Below are 13,723 nucleotides of genomic sequence, written 5' to 3'. Positions count from 1 at the left end.
AAGGGCGGTCACCCTGGTGGGGTGACCGCCCTTCGTCGCGCCTGTGGGGCTTACTTGCCCTTGGCGGCTTCCTTGAGCTTGGAGCCCGCGGAGACCTTCACGCTGTAGCCGGCCGGGATGTTGATCGGGTCGCCGGTCTGCGGGTTACGAGCGGTGCGAGCGGCACGGTGGGTGCGCTCGAAGGTCAGGAAGCCGGGAATGGTGACCTTCTCGTCGCCCTTGGCGACGATCTCACCGACGGTCTCGGCGAGGGCGGCCAGAACGGCGTCGGCGTCCTTGCGAGTCACCTCGGCGCGGTCGGCCAGGGCGGCCACCAGCTCACTGCGGTTCATGTTGTTACTCCCGTGTTCTTCTTGCCTGTGAGGCGTGAGATCGAAGCCGATGCTGCCAGGGCCCTCGGACAGTCCCCGGACCCGGGTCTGTCGTCAGACCCTCGCGCCCGATTACGCATCCTGCCCCCACCTGCGGCGGTAACGCCAATCCGGCACCCTCCGGAGTCACACGAAAAGCGCCACGGCCTCTTCGTGGTGACGTTCCGTCGACTCCCCGAAAGCGTTCCGCAGCGAATGCGGGGCTCGGCGGGACGCGCCGCCCGCCCACCCTAAAGGGGCGTTTGGGGCGCCGCGACCCGCGACGCGCCGTAGGCCGGGCCGACGTGAGCCGGACCGGGGTGGGGCGCCGCGGGCGCGGCCGGCGTCTGCGGGGCCGCGCCGGGTCGTACCGGAGGATCCGGGTCAGCCGAGCTCGCCCGGGACCGGGCCGGTACCGGCGGCCGCCCTCGCGGCGTCCCGGACGGCGCCGGCGACCGCGCCCGCGACCCGGTCGTTGAAGACCGACGGGATGATGTAGTTCGCGTTCAGTTCGTCCTCGGCGACCACGTCGGCGAGGGCGCCCGCCGCGGCGAGCATCATCTCCGTGTTGACGGTGCGGGACTGGGCGTCCAGCAGGCCGCGGAAGACACCCGGGAAGACCAGCACGTTGTTGATCTGGTTCGGGAAGTCGGAGCGCCCGGTGGCGACAACTGCCGCCGTCTGGCGAGCGATTGCCGGGTCGACCTCGGGGTCCGGGTTCGCGAGCGCGAACACGATCGCGCCCTCGGCCATGGCCGCGACGTCGTCGCCGTCCAGCACGTTCGGGGCGGAGACGCCGATGAAGACGTCGGCGCCCACGACCGCCTGCTTGAGGGTGCCGGTGACGGACTCCGGGTTGGTGTTGTCGGCGATCCAGCGCAGCGGCGAGTCGGCGTCGGCGGAGACGAGGTCCTCGCGGCCGGCGTGCACCACACCGTGGATGTCGGCGACGACGGCGTGCTTGACGCCCGCGGCGATGAGGAGCTTCAGGATGGCCGTACCGGCCGCTCCGGCGCCGGACATGACGACGCGTACGTCCCCGATCCCCTTGCCCACCACGCGAAGCGCGTTGGTCAGCGCGGCCAGCACGACGATCGCGGTGCCGTGCTGGTCGTCGTGGAAGACCGGGATGTCCAGGGCCTCGCGCAGCCGCGCCTCGATCTCGAAGCAGCGGGGGGCGGAGATGTCCTCCAGGTTGATGCCCGCGAAGCCGGGGGCGATCGCCTTGACGATCTCGACGATGGCGTCGGTGTCCTGGGTGTCCAGGCAGATCGGCCAGGCATCGATGTCGGCGAACCGCTTGAAGAGGGCCGCCTTGCCCTCCATGACCGGCATGGCGGCCATCGGGCCGATGTTGCCGAGGCCGAGCACGGCGGAGCCGTCGGTCACGACCGCAACGGTGTTGCGCTTGATGGTGAGGCGGCGGGCGTCCTCGGGGTTCTCGGCGATCGCCATGCAGACCCGGGCCACGCCCGGCGTGTAGATCATCGAGAGGTCGTCACGGTTGCGGATGGGGTGCTTGGACGCCATCTCGATCTTGCCGCCGAGGTGCATCAGGAACGTACGGTCGGAGACCTTGCCGAGGACGACGCCCTCGATGCCGCGCAGACCCTCGACGATCTCGTCGGCGTGCGAGGTGGAGGTGGCCGCGATGGTGACGTCGATCCGGAGCTTCTCGTGACCGGAGGCGGTCACGTCGAGGCCGGTGACCGAACCGCCGGAGGACTCCACGGCCGTGGTGAGCTGGGAGACCGCTGTGCCGCTCGCGGGCACCTCCAGCCTGACCGTCATCGAGTACGAGACGCTGGGCGCCGTTGCCATGGCCGAGTCCTTCGCTTTCCTTAGCTTCTTTGCCGCGCGACCGGGGCGCTCGCCTCGGACACGCTTCCCGATCGTCGCACCTACTGGCCGGTAGCCGGTAATGACTGCCACTCTTCGGAAAGTAATTTCCACCATACGAGATATGAGGGCTTCGGCGGAAGCCCCGGGCCGGCCCCGTCCGGATCAGCTGCGATCCGGACGGGCCGGAAGCGGGAGCCGACTCCCGAAAACAAGAACAGACTCCGGAAACAAGAACAGACCCGCGCCACCTGGAGGTGACGCGGGTCTGTCTTCTGGGTCAAGCGGCACCGACCCGCCATGCTCGCCTCGCGGCAAGTGGTCGCTCGTAGCGACGAAGGTTGGGCCCGGGGGCTTGGATCGAGCCGGTGCCGACACCAGGCTAACAAAGACCCCGAAGAAGTGATTCCCCACAGCACAGGTTGACCCGAAAAACAGGCGATCAGTCCCTCAGCAGGTCCGGGACTCCGTCCTCGTCCGGCAGGTCCCGCTCCCCCGACACCACCGTGAGCTGCTGCGTCGCACGCGTCAACGCCACGTACAGCACCCGCAGGCCCGCCGGGGACTCGTCCGCGATCTCCGCGGGCGAGACGACCACCGTGGCGTCGTACTCCAGGCCCTTCGCCTCCAGGCTGCCCAGCGCCACCACCCGCTCGCCCAGCTCGGCGAGCCAGCCGCGGGCCTGTGCCCGGCGGTTCATCGCGACGACCACGCCCACCGTGCCGTCGACCTCGGCGAGCAGCCGCCGCGCCTCCTCGCGCACCGAGGCGGCCAGATCGCCGTCCCGTACGGTCTCGAAGCGCGGCTTCACTCCGGTGGAGCGGACCGCGGCCGGTGACTCCATTCCGGGCATCGCCAGCGCCAGGACCTTGGCGGCCAGCTCGGCGATCTCCGCCGGGTTGCGGTAGTTGACCGTGAGGGTGAAGCGGCGGCGCGGCCGGTTGCCGAGCGCCTCGTCGCGCGCGCGGGCGGCCTCGTCCGGGTCGGACCAGGAGGACTGCGCCGGGTCGCCGACGATCGTCCAGGTGGCGTGCCTGCCGCGGCGGCCGACCATCCGCCACTGCATGGGCGTCAGGTCCTGCGCCTCGTCGACGATGACGTGCGCGTACTCCGTGCGCTCCGCCGCCAGCCGCTCGGCGCGCTCGCGCTGGGTCTCCTCGCGCTGCGGCATCAGCTCCTCCAGCCCGGAGAGCTGGTCCAGCGGGTCGAGTTCGCGCTTCTTCTTCGGCCGGTGCGGGGTGCCCAGCAGCGTGTGGAGCTCGTCGAGGATGGCCACGTCGTGCACGGACAGCGGCCCGTTCCCCGCGCTGTCGAGCCGCTTCAGGGAGCGGGCGAAACGGCGCACCTCGCCCTGGTTGAGGACCCGGCGGGCCCAGCGGCCGAGCCGCTTCTCGTCGGCCATCGCCGCGAGCACCCCGCGCGGGGTCAGCTCGGGCCACCAGGCGTTCAGGAAGTCGAGGAAGTCCGTCTCGGTGGAGACGTCCTCGTCGAAGGAGGAGCGCAGCTCGGCGGCGAGTTCCGGGTCGGTGTAGCGGCCCCGGCCCGAGGACTTGTTCCACAGGGCGTCCAGCAGCAGCCTGCGGGCGCGCGGGCGCAGCAGGTTGACCGGTGCGGTGCCGCCGAGGACGGACTGCCGGATGCGGTGGAGTTCGTCGGCGTTCAGCTCGACGCGGGCGCCGAACGCGACGACCCGCAGCCGGGTGGGGGTGGCCGGGGCGGCGTCGGTTTCCGCGTCCTCGTCGCCGAAGGACAGCTGGCCGTCCCGGTCCGCCGCCGCCCTGCGGGACGTACCGGGCTGTTCCAGTGCGCCCCGGGACGCCTTGCGCAGCACCTGGAGCATCCGCGAGGAGCCCTTGATCCGGGCGACGGCGGGGTCGTCGTAGGTGGTGGCGCCCTCGACGCCGGCCGCCTCGTCGGAGAGCGAGCCGACGGCACGGATCGCGACCTGCCCCTCCTCGCCCAGCGAGGGCAGCACGCCTTCGGTGTACGCGACCAGGAGCGGGGTCGGCGATACGACGAGGATGCCGCCCGCGTAACGCCGCCGGTCCTGGTAGAGGAGGTACGCGGCGCGGTGCAGGGCGACGGCCGTCTTGCCGGTGCCGGGGCCGCCGGAGACCTCGGTGACCGAGGCGGCGGGGGCGCGGATCACCAGGTCCTGTTCGGCCTGGATGGAGGAGACGATGTCCCGCATGGTGTGGCTGCGGGCCTGGCCGAGCGCAGCCATCAGGGCGCCGTCCCCGATCACCGGCAGCTCGGCGCCGTCCAGGTACGCGGTCAGCTCGGGGCGCATCAGGTCGTCCTCGACCCCGAGTACCTTGCGGCCCTTGGAGCGGATGACCCGGCGGCGCACGACCCTGCCGGGTTCCTTCGGCGTCGACCGGTAGAACGGTGCGGCAGCCGGCGCGCGCCAGTCGATGACCAGCGGCGCGTAGTCGGAGTCGAGGACCCCGATCCGGCCGATGTGCAGCGTCTCCGCGATCTCGGCCGAACTGTCGTCGCGTACCGCGTCCTCGGCCGGTTCGACGGAGGTGTACGCGCCGTCCGGGCCGCGTACGCCGTCCTTGCCGAGCAGCAGGTCGATCCTCCCGAAGAGGAAGTCCTCGAACTCGCTGTTCAGCCGGTTGAGGTGGATTCCGGCCCGGAACACCTGGGCGTCGCGCTCGGCGAGCGCCCCCGGGGTACCCACCTGGCCGCGCTTGACGGCGTCATTCATGAGAAATTCCGCCTCGTGGATCTTCTCCTCAAGGCGGTGATAAACACGGTCGAGATGTTCCTGCTCGACACCGATTTCCCGGTCCCGCAACGAATCGACAGCGGCATCCTGCGCGGCCACCGAGGCCCCCTTCTGACGTGCATTGGGCAGCCGTCAACCTTATGCGAAGGGTGACCCGCCGCGCACCTGCCGCGCGTCTCGAAATGGTCTGCCGGGGGTCTCGGTCAGGCATCGACCTCGACCAGCCGCCTGCCGTCGAACGTACGCACCTCGAAATGGTCGATGTCGCCCCGCCCCATGGCCGCACCGCCGGAGACATAGAGCGGGTATTCCGCACCCGGGTACGGGGAGTCCTCGATGCCGTACCCCCACTCCGGTACGGACCAGGAGGTGACGACCTCTTCCTCGCCGGTCCTCGACACCGCGATCAGGCGGCATTTCTGCGGGCCCGTCACGTTCCTGAGCTCCAGCACGGTGCTGGTGCCCCAGGGCCTCTCCGCCATGCCGACCGAGGCGGAGACCCGGGTGCGGGGATCGGTGGCCCGCACCTTCTCCGGCATGCGGCGGAAAGCGACGCCCTCGGCGGGGTCGGTATAGCCGGTGGGGTTCGTGGGGGCGGTGGAGCCGGTGGGGTACGGTCCGGCCGCCCGCGTCGTCGGTCCGTCGCCGCCGCCCGCCAGGACCGCGACCACCGGGCCGCCGATGATCAGCGCCACCGCTGCCGCAACCAGAAACACGGAGCGGCGCCTGCGCCGGAGCCGCCCGGCCGTCACCTCGTCGACCAGCCGCTCCAGCACGTGGGGGCCGGGCTGCCCCGGTACGTACCGGGCGGCGGGCGCACCCCGGGACTCGGAGACCCGCGCGAGCACGGGTTCCAGGCCGGCGAGCTCGTCGAGCCTGGCGGCGCACAGGTCGCAGCCGGCCAGGTGCGCCTCGAAGACGGACGCCTCGGCGTCGTCGAGAACACCGAGGAGGTACGCACCGGCGGCGTCGTGCCCGGCCGGGTCGACGGGGGTGGAGAGGTCGGAAAGGCCGGAGAGGCCGGAGAGGTCGACAGGGCCGACGGGGCCGCGGGGGCCGGTCGGCCTGAGCCCGAAGGGCTCCCACTCGTGGTCGTCGTTCATGCGGTGATCCCCCTCTCCTCCAGTGCGAGCTTCATCGAGCGCAGTGCGTAGAAGACCCGCGACCGTACCGTCCCGCTCGGAATGCCCAGCACCTCGGCCGCCTCACTGACCGTGCGGCCCTTGAAGTAGGTCTCGACCAAGGCCTCCCGGTGCGCGGTGGTCAGATCGTCGAGCGCCTCGGACAGCGTCATCAGCCACAGCGCCTTCTCCATCTCGTCCTCCGCGGGCACTGCCTCCAGCGGCGACGGATCGACCTCGGGCGGCCGGGCCTGTCTGCTGCGGTGACCGTCGATGACGATGCGCCGGGCGACCGTCACCAGCCAGGGCCGGACCGATCCGGTCGCGCCGCCCAGCCGCCCGGCGTTCTTCCAGGCCCGGATGAGCGTCTCCTGCACCACGTCCTCGGCGCGCTGCCGGTCACCGGCGACCAGCCGGAGCACGTACGCGAACAGGGGCCCGGCATGCTCGCGGTAGAGCGCCCGCATCAGCTCCTCGTCCGGGACGGCGCAAGGCGACGAGGAGGGGGGCGAGGACGCGGAGAAGGACGCGGAGGCGTGCGGGGGCGGGGGCGGGGCGAGTGACGGTGGCTGCTCGCCGCGATGCCGAGCTCTGTGCGGACGATCACCGGCCACGGCCGCATCCTTGCGCACCCGAACCCTCCCGGTCGAAACCCTGTGGAGCTCCTAGGTCATCGAATACGGGGACGGACCGCGATCCGTTCAAACCGGCCGAGGAATCTTTCGGACCGGCCGAGGATTCTTTTCGGACCGACCGCGCGATTCCTGCGGACCGGCCGCAGGATTCTTCAGGGCCCCGGCCCGGGGTCCTCCACCCGCTACGGGACAGCCGCCCTCCACCCCCGCTACGGAACAGCCGCGTCCGGCACCGCCGAGGCCGCCGCCCGACGCCGGTGCCGGGCCACCCGCTCGCGGTTCCCGCAGACCTCGCCGGAGCACCAGCGGCGGCGCCGGCCGCGCGAGGTGTCCAGGTAGAGACGGCGGCAGTTGTCGGCCTCGCAGCGGCGCAGCCCGGCCCGCGCCACGGGGTCGGTGAGGAGTTCCACGGCGTCGCGGGCGACGGCGGCCAGCAGTGCGCCGCACTCGGGATCGTCGCTCAGTGCCCGTACCAGCCTGCCGCCGCTGCCGCGCACGGCCCGCAGGCCCGGTGGCGCCTCGGCGGCGAGCGCGTTGACCCGTTCCAGGGCGCTCCCGGCGCCACGGCCGCCGAGTTCGGCAGTCAGCAGCCGTTCGACGCCGGTCCGCAACTGCCGGAAGCGCACCACCCAGCTCTCGTCCACGGCGTCGAGGCGGGTGCCGTCCGGTACGAGTCCGGCGGCGAGGAGCCAGTCCGCGAGCCGCTCGGCACAGTCGAGCAGTTCACACGCGCCGGTGGTTCCGACCCCTGTCGCCACCAGGTCCAGGCAGGGCCGACCTGAGTCGAACCGCCAGTCGCACGAACTCTTGCCGGCCGCCATGCGCATGTCACCGCCTCGGGGTCACCGGTGGGGTCTCCCCCAGGGTGCCCCTCGCGGCGCCCGCCCGGAACCCCTGCCGCCCCACGGGTCGTCGCGCGGGCGCCGTACGGTGTCCGGATGAACGACGACCCCGTCTCCACCACCCTCTCGGCCGGGCCGCTCCTGCTCCGGCCCTGGCTGGCCGAGGACGTCCCGGCGCTGATCGAGGCGTACCTAGATCCCGCGATGCGCACCATGCTGCGGTCCCAGGTCAGGGACGAGGCGACGGCGCAGCGGTGGCTGCGGGTGCGGCAGGAAGGGTGGGAGTCCGGCAGTTACTTCAGCTTCGCGGTGGTGGACCGCGATCACGGGAGCGAACCGGTCGGCAATGTGGCGCTCAAGTACCCCGCACCGGGCTCGGACAACGCGGAGGTCGGCTACTGGACCGCTGCCCCCGCCCGCGGCCGCGGGATCGCACCACTGGCGCTCGGGGCCCTCGGCGACTGGGCGTTCGAGACGTTCGCCAAGGACGCGCTGACGCGGCTCGACCTGCTGCACCAGGTGGGCAACGAGGCATCCTGCCGGGTCGCGGAGAAGAGCGGGTACGGCTTCGCGGAGGTGCTTCCGGCGCGGCCGCCGTGGCCGCTGGACGGGCATCGGCACGCACGGCTGCGCACCGGGGACCTCTGACGGCCGACTGCCCCGGCCGGTCGCTCAGCCCGTGGGCGGACCGTCGTGCAGGATCCGCTGGAACAGGCAGTGGTCGCGCCACTCGCCGTTGATGTGGAGGTAGCGCGGGGCCATCCCGAACTGCTCGAAGCCGCACTTGGCGAGCACCCGCTGCGAGGCGAAGTTGTCCACCACCGTCCCCGCCTCCACCCGGTGCAGGCGCAGCTCATCCCCGGCCAGCTCGCAGATCCGCTCCACGGCGGCCGTGGCGAGACCGCGGCCCGCGTGCTCGACGTCGACCCAGTAGCCGAGCGTCCCGCTGCGGAACGGCCCGAGCACGATGCTGTTCAGGTTGAACGCGCCGATCGCGCGGTCCTCCTCGTCGGCGAGCACCCAGGGCATCGCCCGTCCCGCGTCACGGTCCGCGAGCAGCGCTGCCAGCCGCTCCCGCTGCCCCTGCTCGGTGTAGAAGGAGTCGGGCCGCACGGGCTCCCAGGGCTGCATGTACGTGCGGCTGCGGGTCAGTGCGACGGCGAGGGAGGCGGCGTCGTCCGGGGTGACGGGACGGAGTCGTACTTCCCCGTCGAGCCGGTGGATGTCATGGTTCATCCCCGCACGCTATCCCGGCACGATTCCGGCACCATGCCAGCCCCGCGCCTGCCATGCGCCCACTTCACGCCCCCTCGCGCCCCCTTACTCCTAGGCGTGCTCCCGGTCCGCCAAAGCCGCCAGCCGGTCGAAGGTACGGATCAGCTCCGCGCGTCTGTCCTCCTTGTACCCCTGCCCGGGCTCCAGGCCGTCGATGGTCCGCTCCCACACGTCCATGAACGTCTTCTTCCACTTCTCGACCACCGCAGGCTCCGGCACACCCGCGCCCACATACCCCTGCTCCGCCATCAGGCACAGCAGCTCGACGTTGCACGGCACGGCGACGCCGTCGTACTCGTCGGGCTCCAGGCCGACCGGGTCGCCGGCCATCGCCTCCTCGATCTCCGAGACGAGACGTCCGGTGATGCCGGACAGATGGTCCGCGGCCGTGTCACTGTCGAAATTCCCGCTGCCCCAGGTACCCACAGGGCCCCCTCCCACTGGTCTTTCCTGCCTGCGTCCGTTGTAACAAGCGGCACTGACAACGGACCCCGCCGGAGAAACCGGCAACGCGGTCATGACCGCGCCGGACCACCATCCGCCCCGCCACCCACTCCGTCGTCCGCCCTGTCGTCCACCCCGTCATCCACCCCACCGTCCACCGCCACCACCGGGTCCAGCGCCAGCCGGTAGCCGCGCTTGACGACCGTCTGGATCAGGCGGGGCGCGCCCAGTGCCGTACGCAGCCGCGCCATGGCCGTCTCCACCGCGTGCTCGTCCGTGCCGCCACCCGGCAGCGCCCGCAGCAGATCGGCGCGGGCCACCACCCAGCCCGGCCGGCGGGCCAGGGTGTGCAGCAGCGCCATCCCGGCGGGCGGCACCGGGCGCGGCTCGCCGTCGACGATCACGGCATGGCCCCGGATCTCGACCCGGTGACCGGCGACCGGCAACGCCGGTGCCCTGGCGGGGAGTTCCTGGCAGATCAGCTGGACGAGCGGGGCGATCCGGAAACGTTCCGGCTGGACGGTTCCGATGCCCCGGGCCTGCAACGGCAGGGCGGTGACCGGTCCCACGCAGGCCACGAGGACGTCTTCGCGCAGCGCGCTCAGGAGCTCCGGGAGCAGCCCGCGTTTCTCGGCCCGGCCGAGCAGTGAGGCGGCGGCCGGGGCGCTGGTGAAGGTGAGGGCGTCCAGACCGCGGGCGAGGGTGGTGTCGAGCAGCCGGTCGAGCGGGGCGATGTCCTCGGGGTCCGTCCAGCGGTAGACGGGTACGGCGAGGACCTCGGCGCCGCCGGCGCGCAGCGACTCGATGAAGCCGGGGAGGGGTTCGCCGTGCAGTTGGAGGGCGATGCGGCGGCCCGCCACGCCCTCGTCCAGGAGCCGTTCCAGGACCTCGGCCATGGACTCGGAGGCGGGTGACCACGTCTCGGTCAGCCCGGCGGCCCGGACGGCGCCCTTGACCTTGGGGCCGCGGGCCAGCAGTTCGGCGCCGCCCAGAGCCGCCAGCAGCCGCTCGCCCAGGCCCCAGTCCGCGGCGGCCTCGATCCAGCCGCGGAAGCCGACCGCGGTGGTGGCGACGACCACATCGGGGGCGGACCCGACGATCGAACGGGTGGCGGCGAGGAGTTCGCCGTCGTCGGCGAGCGGCACGATCCGCAGGGCGGGTGCGTGCAGGACCGTGGCGCCGCGTCGTTCCAGCAGCGCGCCGAACTCCTCCGCGCGCCGTGCGGCGGTGACCCCGACGGTGAAGCCCGCGAGGGGCCCGTGCTGTTCGTCCTGGTGCATGTGGTCTTCCCGGCTCTCGTCCCGCTGCTGCCCGATGATGCCGAGGGGCGAGCCTGCCAATGATGCGTGACAGGGCTGGTTCACCCGTATTTCCCGCCCGTTACGTCACCGGACACCAGGCGGTCGTACCGGTGCCCGGCCCGGCGAAGGTATACCTCGGGCACACCGCGCCCGCTCAGCCGGACTCCAGCATCAGGGCCGCGTCGGGCCCGGGAAGCCAGCTGTCGTCCGGACGCACCATCCAGCCCTCCTCGGTGCCCAGCCGGGCCGCCGCTTCGCACAGGGCGTCCAGGCCGGGATGGCGCAGCCCCTTGCGCCAGACCAGCAGGAGCGGCGAGAGCGGCACGGGCCGTACCAGCGGACGCACCACGGTGCCGGGCATCGGCGGGAAGTCGACCACGGCGAGCACCGGGTTCCGGTCCTTGGCCATGACCCGCTGGAATTCGGCCACGCCTATCGCGAGCGGAACGGGCGGCGCCAGTTCGATGCCCCACTCGGCGAAGAGCAGCCGGGCGAAGTCCGTCCACTCCTTCGTGCGCGGGTTTCCGTCGCCCGCGTAGACGGTCTCCCCGGCCAGGTCGCCGAGCGCGACGGTCTCGCGCGCGGCGAGCGGGTGGTCGTCGGGGAGCAGCACGGCCATCGGCTCGTACCGCACCGGCCGCATACCCAGCCGGGCCCGTACCCCGGGGTCGAGTCCGGCGGCCCGGCCGAAGGAGACATCGAGCCGCCCGGCGAGGATCTCGCCCGCGGCCCAGGTCAGACCACTCTCGAACCGGGCCATCAGCTCGCACGCCGGGGCCAGTTCGCGGGCGCGGGCCAGTACCCGGGCGGCCGCCATGCCGTCGGTGTTGAGATCGACGAACAGCGGCCGGGCCGCGGGGTCGGCGAAGGCCGCGGTGAGCTCGGCGTGCGCGTCCAGCACCCGTCGCGCGTACGGCAGCAGCCGCTCGCCGTCGGCGGTGAGGGCGACCTGCCGGGTGGTCCGTACAAACAGCTCCGCACCCAGCTCGCGCTCCAGCCGGCGGATGTCGCGGCTCAGCGCCTGCTGGGCGATGTAGAGCCGGGCGGCGGCGCGGGTGAAGTGCAGCTCCTCGGCGACCGCGACGAAGGCCCGGAGCAGCCGGGGGTCGGCGTGGGTGTCGGCGGAACGCGTCCAGGCACCCGGATCGTCATCGGAGAAGGCCACACCAGAATTTACAACACAGATGCGTCAATCGGTACGGAGCAGGTGTTGGACCCCGGACACCGTGCGCCCCGAGGCTTGATCCATGCCGTACGAGAGAAAGCCCGCCACCACTCCCCTGCTCACCGTCTCCGGTGGCCTGCTGGTCATCGCCCCGCGCACCGCCCCCGCCCGGCGGGCGTCCACCAACCCGTACCGCAGGCTGCTCGCCACCCCGGGCGCCCGCGCCTTCACCGCGGGCAATCTCATCGCCCGGCTGCCGATGGGGATGTTCAGCGTCAGCGCGGTCATCATGATCGCCGGTTCGCGCGGCTCGTACGCCCTGGCCGGGGCGGTCACCGCGACCGGCCTCGCCGCCACGGCGGTGGTCGCCCCCTGGACGGCCCGGCTCGTCGACCGGTACGGGCAGGCCAGGATCGCGGTGCCCGCCACCGCGATCGCCGCGCTCGGCTCGCTCGCCCTGCTGCTCTGCGTGCACTACGACGCCCCGGCCTGGACCCTCTTCGCCTGCTACGCGGCGACCGCCACCACTCCCAACACGGGCGGGATGTCCCGGGCCCGCTGGGCCCATCTGCACCGGGGCGACCCGGCCGCCCTGCACACCGCGAACTCCTTCGAACAGGCCGCGGACGAACTCTGCTTCATGCTCGGCCCGGCGCTGGCCGCACTGCTGTGCGCGGCGCTCTTCCCGGAGGCCGGAACGCTCGTCGGGGCGGTCCTGCTGATGACCGGCGTACTGATCTTCGCCGCCCAGCGCGCCACCGAACCCCCCGTGTCCCCCCGCACCCACGCGGGCACCCCGCTCCGCACCCCGGGCATGCCTGCGCTGCTCGCCGCCTTCCTCGCCACCGGCGCGGTCTTCGGCGCGATGGAGGTCGTCACGATCGCCCACGCCGGGGGCGCGATCCTGGCACTCCAGGCGGCCGGCTCATGCGTGGCCGGGCTGCTGTACGGATCGCTGCGCCCGGCCTCGGACATCCGGCGCCGGCTGCTCGGCTGCCTGACCGGAATGACGGCCCTGATGTCTCTCCCGCTCCTCGCCGCCGCCTCGACCGATTCCCTGCCCGCCCTCGCCGGCGCACTCCTGCTGGCCGGCGCGGCGACGGCCCCGACCATGGTGACCGGGATGACCCTGGTGCAACGCCTCACCCCGGAAGGCCAGTTGAACGAGGGCATGACGCTGGCCGTGACCGCGTTGCTGGGCGGAATCGCGGCGGGCTCGGCGACCGGCGGCTGGATGGTCGAGCACACGGGACAGGTGACGGGGTACGTCGTACCGGTCTGCGCGGCGGCCCTGGCGCTGGCCGTCGCGACGGCCGGGGTCCGGGTTCCCCGGGGGCGGTGACCGGCGTGCGAGGGAACCGGCCCCCGGCGTGCGAGGGAACCGGCCCCCGGCGTGCGCGGCATCCGGCCCCCGGTGGTGGATCACCGCGAGCGCCATGCGGTCGAGTGCGGGACCGGCCGACCCGAAAAGCACAGGGCAGCGGCCACGAGGTACGACGGGCTCTCCGTCCGCTACGGGGCGACGGCCCTCAGACGACGTCGAATTCGTTGCCCTCGGGGTCCTGCATGGCGGCGGCATAGAGCCCCATGCCCGGCTCGTCCTTGATCCGCAGCACCGTGGCACCGGCTTTGACCAGCCGTTCCACCGCAGCCTTGACCCGCTGCGTGCGGACGTCCAGCGGGACGTCACGGCCCCCACCGGCCTTCAGGTCGAAGTGCCACCGGTTCTTGGCGGCCTTCGGCTCCGGAACCTGCTGGAACCACACCCTCGGCCCACGTCCCGCAGGATCGATGATCGACTCCGGAATGTCCCCGGCACCGGCCGGCAGCTCCGCCTCGGGCACCCCCATCGCCGCCCAGTAGGCACGCCACGTGGCGTGCCCGCCAGGCGGGGGCTCCGGCACATAGCCCAGGGCCTCTGCCCAGAAAGTCACCATTGCCTGCGGATCCGAGCAGTCGATCGTCAGCTGCATTGTCATCTCCATGTCCGGACCATCCCAGACAGGTCTGACAGGCG

Annotated in this window: 13 protein-coding genes; 2 read left to right on the top strand and 11 right to left on the bottom strand. The window is 72.4% G+C overall.

Features of this window, described 5'->3' with window-relative positions; all coding sequences use genetic code 11:
- Positions 1-50 precede the first annotated feature (50 nt).
- The 6 genes from EES42_RS40690 to EES42_RS40660 all read right to left on the bottom strand — a co-directional run bounded on the left by EES42_RS40690 (position 51) and on the right by EES42_RS40660 (position 7,500).
- Entirely contained in the window at positions 51-332 is a 282-nt protein-coding gene (locus EES42_RS40690) for an HU family DNA-binding protein (RefSeq protein WP_003968811.1), read from the bottom strand.
- Positions 333-734: 402 nt separating this feature from the next.
- On the bottom strand, positions 735-2,171 hold the full coding sequence (locus EES42_RS40680; protein WP_124723247.1) for an NAD-dependent malic enzyme: 1,437 nt from the start codon (positions 2,169-2,171) through the stop codon (positions 735-737).
- Positions 2,172-2,631: 460 nt separating this feature from the next.
- Positions 2,632-5,022 carry a HelD family protein gene (locus EES42_RS40675; protein WP_206433836.1) on the bottom strand — a complete coding sequence of 797 codons (2,391 nt, stop codon included), beginning with the start codon at positions 5,020-5,022 and terminating at the stop codon, positions 2,632-2,634.
- Between the two features lie 104 nt (positions 5,023-5,126).
- The gene (locus EES42_RS40670; protein WP_124723245.1) at positions 5,127-6,026 is read right to left on the bottom strand and encodes an anti-sigma factor family protein; all 900 of its coding nucleotides are present in this window, start codon (positions 6,024-6,026) and stop codon (positions 5,127-5,129) included.
- Complete coding sequence (locus EES42_RS40665) at positions 6,023-6,676, bottom strand: sigma-70 family RNA polymerase sigma factor (RefSeq protein ID WP_124723244.1); 654 nt, start codon at positions 6,674-6,676, stop codon at positions 6,023-6,025. The genes EES42_RS40670 and EES42_RS40665 overlap by 4 nt, the downstream gene beginning before the upstream one ends.
- A 212-nt stretch (positions 6,677-6,888) precedes the next feature.
- Entirely contained in the window at positions 6,889-7,500 is a 612-nt protein-coding gene (locus EES42_RS40660) for a CGNR zinc finger domain-containing protein (RefSeq protein WP_124723370.1), read from the bottom strand.
- Between the two features lie 117 nt (positions 7,501-7,617).
- Between EES42_RS40660 and EES42_RS40655 the strand changes: the two genes are divergently transcribed.
- Positions 7,618-8,169 (top strand): GNAT family N-acetyltransferase, encoded by a 552-nt coding sequence (locus tag EES42_RS40655; protein WP_124723243.1) that lies wholly within the window; start codon positions 7,618-7,620, stop codon positions 8,167-8,169.
- A 24-nt stretch (positions 8,170-8,193) separates the two neighbouring features.
- On the opposite strand, the gene EES42_RS40650 is transcribed toward EES42_RS40655, so the two are convergent.
- From EES42_RS40650 to EES42_RS40635, 4 genes are all read right to left on the bottom strand, one after another.
- The gene (locus tag EES42_RS40650; RefSeq protein WP_124723242.1) at positions 8,194-8,757 is read right to left on the bottom strand and encodes a GNAT family N-acetyltransferase; all 564 of its coding nucleotides are present in this window, start codon (positions 8,755-8,757) and stop codon (positions 8,194-8,196) included.
- 90 nt (positions 8,758-8,847) lie between these two features.
- The gene (locus EES42_RS40645; RefSeq protein WP_124723241.1) at positions 8,848-9,222 is read right to left on the bottom strand and encodes a DUF4259 domain-containing protein; all 375 of its coding nucleotides are present in this window, start codon (positions 9,220-9,222) and stop codon (positions 8,848-8,850) included.
- 89 nt (positions 9,223-9,311) lie between these two features.
- Positions 9,312-10,520, bottom strand: a complete 1,209-nt coding sequence (locus EES42_RS40640) for a uroporphyrinogen-III synthase (RefSeq protein ID WP_124723240.1) — start codon at positions 10,518-10,520, stop codon at positions 9,312-9,314.
- A gap of 175 nt (positions 10,521-10,695) precedes the next feature.
- Positions 10,696-11,706, bottom strand: a complete 1,011-nt coding sequence (locus tag EES42_RS40635) for a LysR family transcriptional regulator (RefSeq protein ID WP_124723239.1) — start codon at positions 11,704-11,706, stop codon at positions 10,696-10,698.
- 82 nt (positions 11,707-11,788) lie between these two features.
- Here EES42_RS40635 and EES42_RS40630 point away from each other — a divergent pair, with 82 nt between their 5' ends.
- The gene (locus EES42_RS40630) at positions 11,789-13,048 is read left to right on the top strand and encodes an MFS transporter (protein WP_206433831.1); all 1,260 of its coding nucleotides are present in this window, start codon (positions 11,789-11,791) and stop codon (positions 13,046-13,048) included.
- Between the two features lie 187 nt (positions 13,049-13,235).
- On the opposite strand, the gene EES42_RS40625 is transcribed toward EES42_RS40630, so the two are convergent.
- Entirely contained in the window at positions 13,236-13,691 is a 456-nt protein-coding gene (locus tag EES42_RS40625) for a VOC family protein (protein ID WP_124723238.1), read from the bottom strand.
- Between the last annotated feature and the right edge of the window lie 32 nt (positions 13,692-13,723).

This window comes from Streptomyces sp. ADI95-17, from assembly GCF_003846175.1.
GTDB lineage: Bacteria > Actinomycetota > Actinomycetes > Streptomycetales > Streptomycetaceae > Streptomyces > Streptomyces sanglieri.
The sequence above is the reverse complement of the archived record's forward strand: the minus strand, read 5'-3'. Positions and strand labels throughout refer to the sequence as shown.

Coding starts and splice junctions, on each gene's coding strand:
- EES42_RS40655 (WP_124723243.1), top strand. CDS start 7,618: ATGAACGACGACCCCGTCTCCACCACCCTCTCGGCCGGGCCGCTCCTG.
- EES42_RS40640 (WP_124723240.1), bottom strand. CDS start 10,520: ATGCACCAGGACGAACAGCACGGGCCCCTCGCGGGCTTCACCGTCGGG.
- EES42_RS40680 (WP_124723247.1), bottom strand. CDS start 2,171: ATGGCAACGGCGCCCAGCGTCTCGTACTCGATGACGGTCAGGCTGGAG.
- EES42_RS40690 (WP_003968811.1), bottom strand. CDS start 332: ATGAACCGCAGTGAGCTGGTGGCCGCCCTGGCCGACCGCGCCGAGGTG.
- EES42_RS40650 (WP_124723242.1), bottom strand. CDS start 8,757: ATGAACCATGACATCCACCGGCTCGACGGGGAAGTACGACTCCGTCCC.
- EES42_RS40670 (WP_124723245.1), bottom strand. CDS start 6,026: ATGAACGACGACCACGAGTGGGAGCCCTTCGGGCTCAGGCCGACCGGC.
- EES42_RS40625 (WP_124723238.1), bottom strand. CDS start 13,691: ATGGAGATGACAATGCAGCTGACGATCGACTGCTCGGATCCGCAGGCA.
- EES42_RS40630 (WP_206433831.1), top strand. CDS start 11,789: ATGCCGTACGAGAGAAAGCCCGCCACCACTCCCCTGCTCACCGTCTCC.
- EES42_RS40660 (WP_124723370.1), bottom strand. CDS start 7,500: ATGGCGGCCGGCAAGAGTTCGTGCGACTGGCGGTTCGACTCAGGTCGG.